Below are 16,250 nucleotides of genomic sequence, written 5' to 3'. Positions count from 1 at the left end.
GTTGTCCCGCCATCTGACGCCTGATGCGCCGGTGCGCACGCCGGTTTTCGCCAACGGGCGAACGGGCACGCGGACGGGCGGATGGGCAGACGCATGAGCGGGCCGGTGCAGGGGGGCGGCGCCGGGCAGGCGGCCGCGCGCTGGCGGCGGGCGATCGTCATCTCGACGTTGTCGGGCGGTCTGCTCGCGCTGCTGGGTCCGTTCGGCACCTATCTCAACGGTGGCCCGGGCAGCCGCGCGCTCTACTGGATCGGCGCCGCCTGGGCGGGATGCGCGCTTTACGGAGGCGCGATCACGGCGGTCGGGCGGATCGCGCCGCGGGGGACGGCCGGACGGCGCTGGCTGCTGGGCGCGGCGGTCGGCGCGGCAAGCCTCGCCGAGGCGGTGCTGACGCGCATGGCGGCGTTCGCGCTGTGGCCGTCGCTGCGGGCGCACGCACCGGGCATCTGGGGGTGGCTGGCACAGACCCTGCTGATCGGGGCGATGGCGGCGATCGTTGCGGAATGGCTGCTGTCACGGCGACCGCTGCCCGCGGACGCGACCACTGTGCCCGCCACCCTGCAGGCGGGCGCACCGGCAAGGCAGATGCCGGCGGGTGCGGTCGCCCTGCAGATGGAGGATCATTACGTGCGCGTGCATACCGCGACCGGGTCGAGCCTGATCCATCTGTCGATGACGGCGGCGATCGCGGCGCTGGGGCAGACGGAGGGGCTGCGCGTGCATCGCTCGTGGTGGGTGGCGCGGCAGTCGGTGCAGGCGATCGAAGGCACGCCGAGGGCGATGCGGGTCAGGCTCGGCACCGGGCTGTCGGTGCCGGTGGCGCGCAGCGCGGTCAGCACGCTGCGCGAGGCCGGTTGGCTGGCGACGCCATAGCGCGGCGCTCTCGGGCCTGTTGGGAAAGGTCCGGCACCGGCGCCGGGCTTCGCGAAACGGGCACTCAGACCCGCAGCAGTGGCTGGCGGATGCTCTCGTAGAGCAGCATCGGATTGCCGTCGCGCTCGAACTGTCCGGCGACGCGCATGCCGATGCCGCCGAGGATGCCGCGCGAGGCGATGTTGCTCTCGCGCGCGACGGCGACGACGCGCTCGATGCCCTCGTTATGGGTGAAGGCCAGCGCGGCGGCGGCCGCCTCGCGGGCGAAGCCCTGGCCCTTGGCGGCCGGCACCAGCGCGAAGCGCAGCCCGAGGCCGCGCCCGTCGGGGCGCTCGTGCACCCCGGTCATGCCGCAGAACGCGCCCGTATCGGCGCGGCGGATGGTGAAGATGCCCACCCCCTCGCGCGACCAGAGTGCCACGTCGCGGGCCATCTCCTCGGCGACCCTGGCCGGGGCGAGCACGCCGCCCAGCATCATCGCATAGGCGCGCGGGTCGCCCTTGAGGCGCTCCATGTCGGCAAGGTCGGTCCAGCGCACCGGGTCGAGGACCAGCCGTGCGGTGCGCAGGCGGCGGGGGTTGAACGAGCCGCTCATGAGGGCAGGACGGCGCCGGCCCGCGCCCCTACCCGGCGCCCCGCGACACGATGCTGAAACGGGAAACCGGGTCGGGGCGCGGGCCGGCGCCGCAGCCCGGGTTCAGCGGGCAAGCGGCTTGTATTTGAGGCGGTGCGGCTCGGTGGCGTCGGCGCCGAGACGTCGTCGCTTGTCCTCTTCATAGGCCTGGAAATTGCCCTCGAACCACTCGACATGGCTGTCGCCCTCGAAGGCGAGGATATGGGTCGCCAGCCGGTCGAGGAACCAGCGGTCGTGGCTGATGATCACCGCGCAGCCGGCGAACTCGGCCAGCGCATCCTCCAGCGCGCGCAGCGTGTCGACGTCGAGATCGTTGGTCGGCTCGTCGAGCAGGATGACGTTGCTCTCCTGCTTGAGCATCTTGGCGAGATGCACGCGGTTGCGCTCGCCGCCCGACAGGATGCCGACCTTCTTCTGCTGGTCCGCACCCTTGAAGTTGAACGCGCCGACATAGGCGCGCGAGGGCACGGCACGCTTGCCGAGATAGATCACGTCGGTGCCGCCGGAGATCTCCTCCCAGACGTTCTTGTTGTCGTCGAGCGAGTTGCGCGACTGGTCGACATAGCCGAGCTTGACCGTCTCGCCGATCCTCAGGCTGCCGGCATCGGGGGTGTCGTCGCCGGTGATCATCTTGAACAGGGTGGACTTGCCCGCACCGTTGGCGCCGATCACGCCGACGATGCCGCCCGGCGGCAGCTTGAAGTCGAGCCCGTCGATCAGCAGGCGGTTGCCGAAGCCCTTGCGCAGACCCTCCGCCTCGATGACGGTGCCGCCCAGGCGCGGGCCCGGCGGGATGACGATCTCGGCGACCCCGGTGGCCTTTTCCTGGTTCTGGGCCAGCATCTCCTCGTATTTCTGGATGCGGGCCTTGTTCTTGGTCTGGCGCGCGCGGGGGGAGGACTGGATCCACTCCTGCTCCTGGGCGAGCGCGCGCGAGCGGGCACTCTCCTCCTTTTCCTCCTGCAGCAGGCGCTTGCGCTTCTGGGCCAGCCAGGACGAGTAGTTGCCCTCGAACGGGTAGCCGCGGCCGCGCTCGATTTCCAGGATCCAGTTGGTGACGTTGTCGAGGAAGTAGCGGTCATGGGTGATGACCATCACCGTGCCCTCGTAGTCGCGCAGCGTGCGCTCCAGCCAGGCGACGGATTCGGCGTCGAGATGGTTGGTGGGCTCGTCGAGCAGCAGCAGTTCGGGCTTCTCCAGCAGCAGCCGGCACAGGGCGACGCGACGGCGCTCGCCGCCCGAGAGCTTGCCGACCGGGCTGTCGGCCGGCGGGCAGCCGAGCGCGTCGAGCGAGATCTCGATGCGGCGGTCGAGATCCCAGCCGTCGCCGGCGTCGATCTGTTCCTGCAGCGTGGCCTGCTCGGCGAGCAGGTCGTTCATCTCGTCGTCGCTCATCGGCTCGGCGAACTTTTCCGAGATCTCGTTGAAGCGGGCGAGCGCGCGCTTGAGCGGGCCGAACGCCTCGGCGACGTTCTCGCCGACGGTCTTGTCCTCGTCGAGCTTCGGCTCCTGGGCGAGATAGCCCACCCGCACGCCCTCGGCCGCCCAGGCCTCGCCGCCATATTCGGTCTCGATGCCGGCCATGATCTTGAGCAAGGTGGACTTGCCCGCGCCGTTGACGCCGAGCACGCCGATCTTGACCCCGGGCAGGAACGACAGCGTGATGCCCTTGAACACCTCGCGCCCGCCTGGATAGGCCTTGGTGAGGTCCTTCATCACATAGGCATATTGATAGGCAGCCATGGCGGCGGTGCTCCGGTCGGCGGGTGACGTCAGATATGAAGGCCTGCGCCCGGCAGGACTTGAACCCGCAACCAAGCCGTTATGAGCGGCCCGCTCTGACCAGTTGAGCTACAGGCGCGCAAAGCCCGGCCCCTCCCTTCGCCCAAGGCCGCCGCCTTGGCAAGAGGCGGGGCGGCGATTACGGTCCCGCCGGTCCTTATTGTCTTACCGCCCCCCGCTCGAGGAGCCACGCGCGCATCATGGACGTCAGCAAGATCAGCCCCGGCAAGGATGTCCCCCACGACATCAACGTCGTCATCGAGATCCCGCAGGGCTCGGCGGTGAAATACGAGGTCGACAAGGAGAGCGGCGCGGTGGTCGTCGACCGCTTCCTGTTCACGCCGATGGCCTATCCGGCCGCCTATGGCTTCATTCCCGGCACGCTCGCCGATGACGGCGATCCGGCCGATGCGCTGGTGCTGGCCCCCGCCCCGGTGGTGCCCGGCGCGGTGATCCGTGCGCGCCCGATCGGGGTGCTGAAGATGGAGGACGAGAGCGGCCAGGACGAGAAGATCATCTGCGTGCCGCACGACAAGATCCACACGCTGTACAGCGCCATCAAGCAGGTCGAGGATCTGCCCGAGATCACCCGCTCGGCGATCGAGCACTTCTTCACCCGCTACAAGGATCTCGAGAAGGGCAAGTGGGTGAAGGTGACCGGCTGGGGCGACCGCGCCGAGGCCGAGGGCTTCATCGTCAAGTCGCTTCAGGCCGCCGGCAAGTAGGCCCTCACGCCTCCACCCGCCGCCGGCTGCGCACACGCGCCGGCGGCGGCGGGGCCGGTGCGGGTGCCGGGGCGATGCGACGCCCGGTCAGCTTCTCGATCAGCGCGACGTAAGCGTTGAGGTAGTCGTCCATGTCGAGCGTCTGCTCGGCATGGCGGCGCGCCGCCGCGCCCAGCCTCGCCGCCAGCCGGCGGTCGTCGAGCAGGCGCAGCACCTGTTCGGCCAGCGCGTCGGGCTGGTGGAAATCGACCAGCAGCCCGGTGCGGTCGTTCGTGACGAACTCGCGCACCGGGGCGGTGTCGCTGGCCACGATCGCGCAGCCGCTGGCCAACGCCTCGCGCAGCGACCACGAGGCGACGAACGGGTAGGTCAGGTAGACATGGGCGTCCGAGCGCTTGAGCAGGCCTGAATAGTCCTCGTAGTGCAGCTTGCCGGCGAAATGCACCCGCGAGAGATCGAGCCGGTCGCCGAGTTCGCGCAGCATCACCTCGCGCCAGGTGCCGCTGAGCGGACGCGACCCGTAGCTGGCTCCGTCGCCGCCGACGATCACCACACGGACATCCGACCGCTCGGCGAGGATGCGCGGCAGGGCGCGCATCAGGATGTGGAAGCCGCGATAGGGCTCCAGGTCGCGCGCCACGTAGGTCACCAGCTTCTCGGAGGGCGCGACCTCGATGCCGCCGAGGCGGAAGATGCGCTGCCTGGCCCTGGGGTCGGGGGCGCAGATGTCGAGATGCACCCCCTCGCGCAGCAGCTCGATCCTGGATCGGGCCCAGTCGGGGTAGGTGGATTTCTGGAATTCGGTCGGGGTGAAGCCCACCGCGCTGCTGTGCAGGGCGAGATGGTTGATGGCGTTCTTCGCCCGCACCACCGGATACAGCGCGCGCGACGGCGGAAACTCGGGGTCGAAGCCGACATCGAAGCGGTCGGTATGGTAGTAGAACTCGAGATAGCCGAGGCGCGGCGTATCGTGCCAGACATCCTGCAGGTCGAGCATCTCGCCCCAGCCCTGATGGCCGATGACGATGTCGGGGGTGAAGCCCAGCTCCTTGAGGTTCGAGGCCATGTTGGCGACCGCGATGGCACGCAGCATCGCCATGTCGAATTCCTGGGTGGCCGGATGCAGGTCGGGCACCGGACCGCGGGGCGGCGAGTACAGGACCCGCCGCACGCCGGGGATCACGTTGGCGTTCATCTGGCTGGCGAACACGATCTCGTGGCCGCCCTGCTCGGCCAGGTGACGCACGATGTGCAGGAACTGGCCCGGGTAGTTCTGATGGACGAACAGGAACTTCACGCAGCACCCTTACTGGCCGGCATCCCGCCGCCAGCCACTCGCGAGGCAGATCGCCGCGCGCTCAGGATCGCGCGCGCCGTGCGGCGGCCTTGCCGGCCTTCATCGCCGCGGCGCGTGGCGCGGCACCTCCCTTGGCTGCGGGCTTGGCCTTGACGGGGGCGGCGGCCTTGGCCGGCTTCGCCTCCGCCTTGCGTCCACGCGCGGCCGGTGCTGCCGGCACGGCAACGCCGGCCTTCGGCGCGACGATGATGCGGAACGCCTCCAGCGGTGCGAGCGACGCCGCCTCGACGGGCACATCCTCCTGCGTCGGCCCGATCTCGGTGCCGTCGGTGAAGCTGGCCTCGACACTGATGCTGTGCGACTCGGCGAACTTGCCCTTCAGACGGGCACGCAGGCCGAGGATCGGCAGCGCCATGCCGCGACTGCCGCAGAACTGGCCGCCCTCCGACCAGGGCGACAGCCAGCCCCGGCCGAGGACGGCCTGGTATTCGATGTCCTTGACGCCGATCTCGCCGCGCGGGGCGAGCGCGAAGCCCTCGATCCACTGCTGGCTGCCGGGCGTGCCCATCCACTCGCCGAACCGGGCGAGCACGTCGCCGCGGCGCTGGATATGGGCGGCGATCTCGGCCTCGTCACGCGAGACGGTGCTGGTGGCGGCGGCCGGCGCGATCTCGGCCGGCACCGGGGCGCTGGACGGGGCCACCGCAACGGGGGCCGGCGCCGGTCCGGGTGCGGCCGGCGGTGCGGCAACGGGCGCCGGGGCGGAGGATGCAGCGCCGGTGGCGGGCTGGAGCGCGCGCGGGGCGTCACCGAGCCGGACAACCTGAAGCTGTGGGCCCTGGGTGACGACATTCGCGTCGCGGTAGACGGTGACCAGCACGCTGGCATGGTTGGGCGCATGCACCAGTGCTGCAGCACCGCCGAGCCAGCCGCCCTCGCCGAAGGTGCGGATCTCGAGCTGCGGATCGGCACCGCCCGGCGGCGGCGTGATGCGCACCCCGGGCAGGCCGGTGGCGGTGTCGATCTCGGCGTTGTCGGCATGGAAGACGCAGTAGAGACCGGGCTGCATCGCCATAATGTTGGCCGACACGTTCAGCTCCGTCACCAAAGGCTGCGGCGAGGCGGGCTCGGTCTTGGCCATCAAAATCCATCCGTCGTTTCGGCCGCATCTGCGGCGGTTCGTTCGGCCGCGGACGCGGCGGGTCGTTTGGCCGCCTCCGCGGCGGTGCGAGAATCGTGCGCCGTCGCGGCAGAGCGGTGCCCAAATTGCGGCGGAACCGCGGTTTTCGCAAGCGAGTCTCGTTGCTGTATCGAACGTTGCGCGCACACCATCAGTTGCCGGCAGATCATCGCCGGTGGCAGCGCGATCGGCAGCACCAGCCCACGCCCGGTGGCACGCACACGTTCCGCAGGCGTGCCGATGTCGAACACCACCGTCGGCAGCCCCGCCCGCCAGGCCTCGCTGAGCGTGAAGCTCCAGGTCTCGGGGCAGACCGAGGGCAGGAAGGCGACATCGGCATCGAATCCGGCCAGCAGCGCCGGCAGCTCGCCGGCCTCGTACTCGCCGGTGATCGGCCCGCAGCCGGCCTCGCGCAGCGTCGCATCGTCGGGCGTGAAGCCGGCGACGACGAATTCGAGCGGCAGTCCCTCCTCGCGCGCGCAGCGCAGGCAGTCGAGCAGCACGTCATAGCCCTTCTCCGGCCCGATGCCGCCGAGCAGCGCGATCCGCATCCGGCCCGGGGCGCGGGGCACCGCCCCCACCCGCTCGACCGCCGCGCCGAACCGCCGCGCATAGGCGGCGAGATCGAGCTCGGGATGGTCCTCCTCCCAGGGCTCGACCGACAGCCGCACGTGCGGGAAGTGTCGCTCGATCCGGCGACCGACATCCTGCGAGGGCACCACCACCCGGGCGGCGGCGGCGAATTCGCGTGCCGAACGCGCGCGCAGGGGCGCAACACCGATCGCCTCGTCGGTGCGCCGGCCGAGCGTCGCCACACAGACCTCGCAGGCGGCCAGATCGGGCTCGCCGCAATAGCGCCGCCCGTAGGACACCAGCGTCACCCGCGGGCAGAACGCGGCATAGTCGTGCACGGTGATGGTGAACGGCACGCCGAGCCGGGCGGGCAGTTCGCGCATCGGGGGCTCGTGGCCCAGCATGTGGTGCCATTCGAACGCCGTCACCCCGGCCTCGCGCAACAGGTCGCACAGCGCGTCGGTCTCGTCGGGCAGCCGCCAGGCGAGGTTGGGATGGCTGTCGGCGGGACCGTCGGAGACCACGCAGACCCCGCCCTCGCTGGACGGCCGCAGCACCAGCACCGCCCTTCCGGCCGCACGCAGGGCGTCGATGCGGCTGCGCACGACGCGCTCCACCCCGCCGCCCTGGTCGTGGGTGACCAGTGCGACCGTGGCGGGGGCGGCCTCGGCGGCGAGAGAATCGAGCAGCCGGAGGCGGTCGATCCGGCGCCGGGCCATCGCCAGCGGGTCGGCGTCGATATGGGCGGCGACGGCGGCGTCGTAGCCGGGATGCAGACGCTCGACGATCGCCGCGTTGCGCGCCATCAGGAACTGCCGCGCCTCGCCGAACGACACCCCGCCCTCATGGGCCACCACGATGCCGGTGGCGGCGACATGGCGCCAGCCGAGGGCGGCGGCGCGCAGGCACCAGTCGTTCTCCTCGCCGTAACCCTGGGCGAACAGCGCCTCGTCGAACCCCCCGACCCGGTCGAGGCAGGCGCGGCGCATGTACATGCAGAAGCCGATGCCGGTCGGGATGCCGATCAGCTCGCCGCCGTTCGCACGCGCCGCCTGGTCGGCCAGAGCGGTGAGGGCGTCCGCGTCCGGCATCGGATTGGCGCGCCGGCGGTCGGGGTAGCTCAGGATGGTGGCGTCGTTCGACAGCGGCGTGATGGAACCGATATCGCCCGCCGTGGCCGCGGCTTCGCGCATCCGCTCCAGCCAGTCGGGGGCGACCAGCGTGTCGCTGTTGAGCAGCAGCACGTCGCGTCCCGCCGCGGCGCCGTGTTGCAGACCGAGATTGGCGGCATGGGTGAAGCCGCGATTGCGCGGCGTGCGCAGCAGCTCGATCACGCCATCATCGGCCAGCGCGTCGAGCGCGGCCCGCAGGTCGGCATCGGGCGAGCTGTCCTCGACCACCACGATGCGCACGTCGCGACCGCCCGACCGTTGCCGCGACGCAACCACGCTGTCGATGCAGTCCAGCGTGCGCCGGCAGTGGCGGTAGACGGGGATCACCACGTCGATGCCGCCGGCCGTGGCGGCGGCAGGGAGGGCGGCAGGGAGGGCGCCCCCTGCCCCGCGATCGGCCGGGCGCAGATCTGACAGCAGCAACGGATCGAGCGGGCTGCCGAACAGCGACTGTCCGGCGGCGTCGGTGAAGTCGAGACGGGCGCCGCGCAGGCGGCGCGGCACCGCGAAATCGATCCGGCGCGGCCGTGCCAGCGCGTTGCCGGGCAGCGGATCGGCCGCCTCGTCGAGTTCCAGCCGGGCGACAAGCTCGCCATCGCCGCGATCGCTCGCCACCCGCACCAGGATCTGCGGCGTGCGGTCGCGGTCGGCCGGATGCCAGGCCCAGCCGCGGATGTGCCGCGGGCCGGCCGCCTCGACGAAGCCGGCCGGACGCGCGATCCGCGAGGCGGCGATCGGCGAGCCGAGCAGCGGCGTGCCCGCCCCGTCGCGCACCTCCAGCGCCTCCCAGCGTTCCCAGCCCTCGGGCAGCACGTGCGAGCGCCACAGCGCGCGCCGTCGCGGCGGCCCGGGGGGGATCGCCACGCCATCGGCGATCATCTGCACCGGTCCGGCGCAGAGCACGTTCAGCACCGCCCCGCCGCCGCCCGGATCGCCGCCCGGGCCGCCACCCGACAGGGCGCACCAGCCGACCCGACCCGTGGCCTCCATCACCCGGCCGAGAATGTCGCTCAGCGACGGGTCGAAGCCATGCGTCGAGAGCAGCCGCTCGACATGGCGGCCGGCGCGCTGGTTCAGGCCCAGCGCCAGCGCCGCGGAGGCCGCCGTCACCCAGGCCTCGCGCATGTCGACGCGCCCGCCGAGCCGTTCCATCAGCGCGAGGCAGCCGGCATGGTCGTCGCAGAGCGAGCGCGCGAGGCCGAGGGCGAACATCAGCACCGGATCGTCGGGCGACAGCCGATGCGCGCGCTCGAACGCGCTCAGCGCATCGAGTGCGCGCCCCTCGGCCTGGGCACGCTGCCCGTCGGCGAACGCATCCTCGATGCGGCCCTGCTGCCATTCCTGCCAGGCGCGGCGGTCCGCCTCGCTGACCCGGCGGCGACGCGGCGGGCCGCCCGGCCCGTCCGCCTGCGCCTCCGGCTCGGCGCGTTCGGGCGCCGACCGGCGATAGCCGGGATAGCGGTCCAGCGACACGCGCTCGACCGGCACGGCGGGCGTGACCGGAGCACCCGCGGTGCCGGTCTGCGCCGGGAGCCGGGCCCGCCTCGCCAACGCGCCCGCTCAGCCGCCGCTGGCGCGCGGCGGCACGGAAAAGATGCTCGGCACGATATCGCGGGCCGGTGGCCGCTCGGCGTCGGGCACACGCGGCGCCGCCTCGTTCGGGGCTTGACCGGCGGGTGGCGCGGCCTGCTCGATCAGCGGCGATGCCTGGCCGGTCTCGGCCGGCGTTGCGTCGGCCGCGCCGCCCTCGGGCGGCAGCCGGGCGAGATCGACCGCAGCATGCGACACCCCGCGCGCCTTGGCGGTCTGCAGCCAGTGACGCGCCTTGGCGATGTCGCGCTCGCCGGCCAGCCCGTCGGCGAGATAGCGGCCCAGCATCAGCTGCGCGGTGGCATGGCCGCTCTCGGCGGCGCGTTCGAAATAGGCTTGCGCGCGCACCCGGTCGACCGGCACCTGATGACCGCCGCCCAGCATCGCGCCGGCGGAGAACATCGACAGCACATGGCCCTTGGCGGCGGCACGCTCGAACATCGCCAGGGCCGCGGGATCGTCGCGCTCGCCGCCTGCCGCGGTCAGCAGCATCTCGCCGAGCTGCGCTTCGGCGTCGGTCATGCCGGCCGCCGCCGCGCGGCCGATCCAGTCGCGCGCCGCCACCGGGTCGGCGGCGACCCCGTTGCCCTCCAGCAGCATGCGGCCATACCAGAACTGCGCATTGACCACGCCCTCGGCGGCGCGGCGCATCCATTCCGCCGCCGCCGACGCATTGCGCTCGACGCCGACGCCCTTGGCGAGGCAGACGCCGAAATTGAAGGCGGCGACGAGGTCGCCGTTCTCGGCAGCGCGCTCGTACATCTCGCGCGCGCCCTGCTGCGCGGCCGGCCCGGCCTCGCCGCTCATCACCAGATTGCCGAGATCGGCCTGGGCGAGGCTGTCGCCGCGCTCGGCGGAGATCCGGAACCAGCGCGCCGCCTCCTCGGGGTCGCGCTGCACGCCGGCCCCGGTCAGGAACAGCAGCCCCAGCGCGCGGGCCGCCGCCGAATGGCCGCCATCGGCGGCGCGCGCATACCACAGCGCGGCCTCGGCGTAGTTCGGCGGCAGATCGCCGCCGCGGGCATACAGATCGCCGATCATCGCCTGCGCCTCGATGTCGCCGGACAGGCCGGCGCGACGCAGCCAGGATTCGCCCTCGTTGATGTTGCGTTCGATGCCGCGGCCCTGGATCAGCGCATAGCCATAACGTGCCTGACCGGCCCTTACCCCGGCGGCGGCGGCCTCGCGGTAGTGACGCACCGCCACGGCCTCGTCCTGTTCGAGCCCCTGGCCGGACGCCGCCATCACGCCGAGCAGGTAATGGGCGGTGCCGAGCCCGCCCTCGGCCGCGCGGCGCAGCCAGGCGGCGGCGCGCACGTGCTTTTCGGCCTCGGTCTCGCCGTCAGCAGGTGCGGCGGCGAGCACGGCGAGGCCAAGGCCGAGCGCGCCCTGCGGGCAGCCGGCATCGGCCGACTGCCGGTAGAGGCGCTCGGCACGCGGCAGGTCGCGCATCGCCTCCGGGCCGGAGGTCAGCACATAGCCGAGCATCGCCTGGCCCTCGGCGGAGCCGCCATCGGCAGCGCGCTGCGCCCAGAGCCTGGCATTGTCGAAATCCGGCTCGCCTTCACCGCGCGCCGAGACGCCGGTGGCGAACAGGGAGTTCGCACTGCTGTTCTCGGGGGCGACCAGGCCATAGAGATACAGGGTGGACAGCACATAGGCCGCCTCGGCCCAGCCGCCCTCCGCCGCGCGCCGCATCCAGCGCGCGCCCTCGTCGCGGCTGACCGGCACGCCGCGGCCGTCGAGATAGGCGCGCCCGGCGCGGAACTGCGCCTCGGTCACCCCGGCGGCGGCGGCTTTCGCGAACTGCGCGAAGGCCTTCGTGTGCTCGCCGGCAGCGGCCAGTTCGAGCCCGTATTTCAGCCGCGCGGCCGGCGACAGGACCGCAGCCAGTCTTTGCGCGAGGCTCATCGCTGCTCCTGCTCGGCCGGGTTACGCACTCAGGGCTCCCGCATGCCTTCCGTCGCGACCGGCATGACCGAGCCGAGCAGGAACTCCATCATCGTCCGCTTGCCGACCAGGATGTCGGCGGTGACCGGCATGCCCGGCACCGGATGGAAATAGTTCGGCACTCCGTGCAGCGTGTATTTGTCGATGCGGATGCGCAGCCGGTAGAACGACGCCCCCGTCGGCACCGGGTTGAGCCCGGAACTCTCGGGGAGGCCCTCACGGTTGGTTTTCTCGGAGAAGCTGTCGGCACTGACATTGACCAGCGTGCCCTGCGCGCCGCCATAGCGCATCGAGGGGAAGGTCGCGAACTTGATGTTGGCCTTGTCGCCGAGGCGCAGATAGCCGGAATCCTTGGCGGTCGCGATGCCCTCGACCTCGAGCGGCGCGTCGGTCGGCACCAGCGTCATCACCTCCGAGCCGGCCTGGAGCACGGAGCCGGTGGCGACCTTGGCGATGGTCAGCACCACCGAATCTTCTGGCGCGGTGAGGTTGGTCAGATGGGCGCGCAGGTCGGCCTTGGCGAAATCGTCGCGGGCCTCGAACAGGTGGCGCTGGCTGTCGGTCAGGTTCTCGAAGGTGGTGGCCTTGGTGTTCTGCACGTAGCCGTCGCGCTCGGCCTCGAGGGCGGCGAGCTTGTTCTGGGTGGCGATGGCGTTGGCGCGCGCCTCCGCTTCCGAACGCTGCACCTCCATCAGCTGGTCCTGCGAGGCGAGCGAGTTCAGCCGGCTGCCGACCTGGTCGCGCAGGAGCTGCTGGCGCATGGCGTGGACGTCCTGCGCCACCTTGACCCGGCCGGCGAACAGGGCCGCGTCGGCCAGATAGCCCTGGAGCTGGCTGCGCTGCGAGGCGATCTGCTGGTCGTAGTTCTCGAGCTTGGCGCGGTATTCCTGGCTCTGGCGCAGGAAGATCGCCGCCTGCTGGGTCGAGGAGGGCGAGTTCGGATCGACGACGTATTCCTCGCCCTTGGCCTGCGCGGTGAGCCGGGCGACCTGCGCGGCATAGCTGTCGACCTGGTGGCGCAGGTTGAGGATGTCGGCGTCGCTGATGGTCGGATCGAGTTCGACCAGCACCTCGCCCTTCTTCACCTCCTGCCCCTCGTGGACCAGGATGCGGCGTACGATCGCCGACTCGATCGGCTCGACCAGCACGGTGGAGCGCGTCGAGATCAGGCGCCCGTCGGCGCTGACCACGCGATCCAGCGGCAGCACGCACATGCCGACGATGGTCGCCACCGCCATCGAGCCGATCACCCAGGTGATGAAGCGCGCCGACGCGCGCGGCGGCATCGCGAGGACGGCGGCGCTGGGCGAGTGGAACTCCAGCAGCGCCTGCGGCATGTCGTCATTGCCTTCCTGGTCTTCGGCCGGCTCGATGTCGCGCCTCGACGGGATCAGGCTGTTGCGGCCACTCATCAGCGGTCTCCTTCGGCCAGCATCGCCGACGGCGATGACTTGCCGCCCTGCGGGTCGAGATGGCGGTTCTGCTGGAGCCAGAGCTGGCGATAGATCGTGCAGCGTTCAAGCAGCACCTTGTGCGGCCCGATATCGACCACCGCGCCGCGATCCATCACCAGGATCTGGTCGCAGTCGACCAGCGAGGAGAGGCGGTGGGAGACGATGACCATGGTGCGGCCGCGGCCGATGCGCAGCAGGTTGGCGTTGACCAGCGCCTCGCTCTCGGGGTCGAGCGCGCTGGTCGCCTCGTCGAGGATCATCAGCTTGGGGTCGGAGATCAGCGCGCGCGCGATGGCGAGGCGCTGGCGCTGGCCGCCGGAGATGTTGGTCGAGCCTTCCTCGATGAAGGTCTCGTAGCCCTGCGGCATGCGCTCGATGAATTCCTCGGCACCGGCGAGGCGGGCGGCACGGGCGACGTCGTCGATCGACAGGCCGGGGCGGCCGGCGGTGATGTTGTCACGGATGGTGCCGCGGAAGAGGAAGTTGTCCTGGAGCACGACGCCGAAGCTGCGGCGCAGGTAGTTGAGGTTGATCTCGCGCAGGTCGACGCCGTCGAGCTTGAGGAAGCCGGTATAGGAGCGGCTGACGCCCTGCAGCAGGCGGGTGATGGTCGACTTGCCCGAGCCCGACCGGCCCACCAGCCCCAGCATGGTGCCGGCCGGCACCTCGAAGGTGACGCCGTTGAGCGCCTTGGTCTGTGCGCCCGGATAGGTGAAGTTGACGTCGTTGAAGCTCAGCGCACCGGCGACCGGCGGGCGCATGCCGGTGGTCAGCGCCTTGGTCTCGGTCGGCTGGTTGAGCACCGCGCCGGCCTCGCTCAGGCTGCCGCGCACCTCCGTGAGGTCCTCGAGCAGACGCGCCATGTTGACCAGCGGCGAGGCGACGCGGCCGCCGAGCATCATGAAGGCCACCAGCGCGCCGATGCCGATATTGAGCCCCGACTGGCCGCCGGAGAGATTGTAGCGCACGACCATGTAGGCGCCGACAAGGATGATGCCGCGGTTGATGAACAGATCGAACGGCATCGTCGCGGTCTGCGCGTAGTTGCCGACCCGCCCGGCATTCAGCCGCGCGGTGGTGACTTCCGCGGTGACGTCGTCCCACATCATCCGGCGGGTGTGCTCGAGGGCGAGGGTCTTGATGGTGCGGATGCCGGCGACGGTTTCGTAGAGGATGCTGCCGCGACGGTTCTCGGCGGTGATGACGAACCCCATCGCCCGCGCGATCGGCGGCAGGAACAACACGATGATCAGCGCGATCAGCCCCGCCGCGGCCAGCACCATCCAGGCCAGCGCCGGCGCCAGCACGAACAGGAACGGCAGCACCACGACCAGGGTGAACATGTCGAGGAAGGTGCTCATGAGCCGGCCGGTGAGGAAGTCGCGCACCCGGTAGATCGCCAATACGCGGCCGATGGTCACGCCGGCCTGGTTGCGCTCGAAGAACTCCAGCGGCAGCGCCAGCAGCCGGTTGAACATCGCCAGACTCAGCCGCGCGTCGATCCGGCCCGACATCACCAGCGTCAGCTCGCGCCGCGCATAGCTCAGGAAGATCTCGTAGGCGCTGAACGCCACGATGATCATCGCCACCGAGAACAGCGTCGCGAGCGAGTTGTAGCCCACCACACGGTCGAGCACCTGCATGACGATCAGCGGCGGGATGATGGTGACCACCGACAGCACCATCGACGCATACATGATCGCCCGCAGCGACTTGCGCTCGCCCAGCACCAGATGCACGAACCAGCGCAGGTCGAACGGCTGCTCGTCCTCGGAGGCGTTGCGGGTGCGGCGCACCATCACCACGTCGCCGGTCCAGACCTGCGACAGGCGAAGCTCGTCGACCGCGACCGCCGGGTCGTTCGCACCGCCCATCGGGTCGCGCATCCACACCACGCCCGAGCCGGGATCGGTCGCCACCACCAGCCCGGCCGAGCCGTCGCGGAACATCAGCACCACCGGCGGCACATTGCCCAGCCGCACCAGGTAGCGCCATTTCAGGCGCATGCCGACCGCCACCAGCCCGTTCTCGCGCAGCCAGCGCACCAGTGTCGCCGGTGAGGGCGAGGCCTCGTCGCTCTCGCCGCGAAATTCCTTGGCGTCCATCTCGACGCCGTGGAACTGCGCCGCCTGGATGACGGCGCGCAGCCGCACGTCCTGCGGGGTGAATGCGGTGCCACCATGGCCGCCGCCGGCTTCCTGTGCTTCGAAACCAGGCTCCACAGAACACTCCTCAGCGCCGGAAACGGCGTCGGTGGGTGACATCAACTCACACCTGCCTACCATAACGTGTCGGTTGTGTCGCGCCAGCCGGACACATCCCGCAACGATCACCCGGCCGGCGCGCTGTGGCGCGTGCGCCGCAACCGCCGGATCGGGACTTGCACCCGGCGGGGCGATATGAACGCTGTGGGCGCGAATTGAGGACGAGCTGAACGGTGAACGGCTTCGACATCGCCCTGCTGGCGTTGACCGCGATCTCGGCGCTGGCCGGGCTGTGGCGCGGGCTGCTGCGCGAGCTGCTCGGCATCGGCGCGTGGATCGTGGCGGTGTGGCTGGCGATCCGCTTCCTGCCGCAGCTCACCGCCCTGGGGCTGCACGTGACCGACAATGCCCAGCTCGCCGCGATCGGGGGTGCGGCGATCGGCTTCGTGGCCGCGCTGGTGGCGTTCTCGCTGCTGACGTCGCTGGTCTCGCGCGCGGTCAGCGCCTCGCCGCTCGGCGGGCTCGACCGGCTGGCGGGCTTCGGGTTCGGGCTGGCCCGCGCGGTGGCGGCGTTCGTCGGCGCCTACATGCTGGCCTCCGTCGCGGCACCGATCGGGGTGTGGCCGGATGTGGTGCAAAAATCACAGAGCCTTCCCTATATCTACGGGGCCGCCAAACGGGCGCAAACCTGGCTGCCGGACGCATTCCGCGTGCATCTGGAGGTCCCAGGCTCTATGACCACGCCCAGCCCGGCTCCCGACGCATCGGAGCCGGACGGCTCGAAGCTGTGATGACGCGACGCCGCCCGACGGCGCG

The 16,250-nt window shown here is 71.1% G+C and carries 11 protein-coding genes and 1 tRNA gene; 3 read left to right on the top strand and 9 right to left on the bottom strand.

Annotated elements, in window-relative coordinates:
• Positions 1-81 precede the first annotated feature (81 nt).
• Positions 82-873 (top strand): LytTR family DNA-binding domain-containing protein, encoded by a 792-nt coding sequence (locus FHR90_RS04695; protein ID WP_221188208.1) that lies wholly within the window; start codon positions 82-84, stop codon positions 871-873.
• A 64-nt stretch (positions 874-937) separates the two neighbouring features.
• Here FHR90_RS04695 and FHR90_RS04690 read toward each other — a convergent pair whose 3' ends face one another.
• From FHR90_RS04690 to FHR90_RS04680, 3 genes are all read right to left on the bottom strand, one after another.
• Positions 938-1,468, bottom strand: a complete 531-nt coding sequence (locus FHR90_RS04690; RefSeq protein ID WP_183274851.1) for a GNAT family N-acetyltransferase — start codon at positions 1,466-1,468, stop codon at positions 938-940.
• Positions 1,469-1,570: 102 nt separating this feature from the next.
• The gene (gene ettA, locus FHR90_RS04685) at positions 1,571-3,250 is read right to left on the bottom strand and encodes an energy-dependent translational throttle protein EttA (protein WP_176625609.1); all 1,680 of its coding nucleotides are present in this window, start codon (positions 3,248-3,250) and stop codon (positions 1,571-1,573) included.
• Between the two features lie 44 nt (positions 3,251-3,294).
• Positions 3,295-3,368, bottom strand: a tRNA-Ile gene (locus FHR90_RS04680).
• 121 nt (positions 3,369-3,489) lie between these two features.
• Here FHR90_RS04680 and ppa point away from each other — a divergent pair.
• The gene (gene ppa / locus FHR90_RS04675) at positions 3,490-4,014 is read left to right on the top strand and encodes an inorganic diphosphatase (protein ID WP_176625607.1); all 525 of its coding nucleotides are present in this window, start codon (positions 3,490-3,492) and stop codon (positions 4,012-4,014) included.
• 4 nt (positions 4,015-4,018) lie between these two features.
• Here ppa and FHR90_RS04670 read toward each other — a convergent pair whose 3' ends face one another.
• From FHR90_RS04670 to FHR90_RS04645, 6 genes are all read right to left on the bottom strand, one after another.
• Positions 4,019-5,311, bottom strand: a complete 1,293-nt coding sequence (locus FHR90_RS04670) for a glycosyltransferase (RefSeq protein WP_183274850.1) — start codon at positions 5,309-5,311, stop codon at positions 4,019-4,021.
• A gap of 61 nt (positions 5,312-5,372) precedes the next feature.
• Entirely contained in the window at positions 5,373-6,452 is a 1,080-nt protein-coding gene (locus FHR90_RS04665) for a hypothetical protein (RefSeq protein WP_183274849.1), read from the bottom strand.
• Positions 6,452-9,787, bottom strand: coding sequence for a glycosyltransferase (locus tag FHR90_RS04660; RefSeq protein WP_183274848.1), 3,336 nt, complete (start codon positions 9,785-9,787; stop codon positions 6,452-6,454). The genes FHR90_RS04665 and FHR90_RS04660 overlap by 1 nt, the downstream gene beginning before the upstream one ends.
• A gap of 9 nt (positions 9,788-9,796) precedes the next feature.
• The gene (locus FHR90_RS04655; protein ID WP_183274847.1) at positions 9,797-11,737 is read right to left on the bottom strand and encodes a tetratricopeptide repeat protein; all 1,941 of its coding nucleotides are present in this window, start codon (positions 11,735-11,737) and stop codon (positions 9,797-9,799) included.
• Between the two features lie 29 nt (positions 11,738-11,766).
• Positions 11,767-13,188 (bottom strand): HlyD family type I secretion periplasmic adaptor subunit, encoded by a 1,422-nt coding sequence (locus FHR90_RS04650; RefSeq protein WP_176624827.1) that lies wholly within the window; start codon positions 13,186-13,188, stop codon positions 11,767-11,769.
• Positions 13,188-15,335: a peptidase domain-containing ABC transporter gene (locus FHR90_RS04645; protein WP_246330052.1), complete on the bottom strand. Its 2,148-nt coding sequence runs from the start codon at positions 15,333-15,335 to the stop codon at positions 13,188-13,190. The genes FHR90_RS04650 and FHR90_RS04645 overlap by 1 nt, the downstream gene beginning before the upstream one ends.
• Before the next feature lie 332 nt (positions 15,336-15,667).
• Between FHR90_RS04645 and FHR90_RS04640 the strand changes: the two genes are divergently transcribed.
• A complete protein-coding gene (locus FHR90_RS04640; RefSeq protein WP_183274846.1) occupies positions 15,668-16,225 on the top strand; it encodes a CvpA family protein in 558 nt (185 codons plus the stop codon).
• The last annotated feature ends 25 nt before the right edge of the window (positions 16,226-16,250 follow it).

Source organism: Endobacter medicaginis, from assembly GCF_014192375.1.
Lineage (GTDB): Bacteria > Pseudomonadota > Alphaproteobacteria > Acetobacterales > Acetobacteraceae > Endobacter > Endobacter medicaginis.
This window is presented reverse-complemented; position numbering and strand designations above follow the sequence as displayed.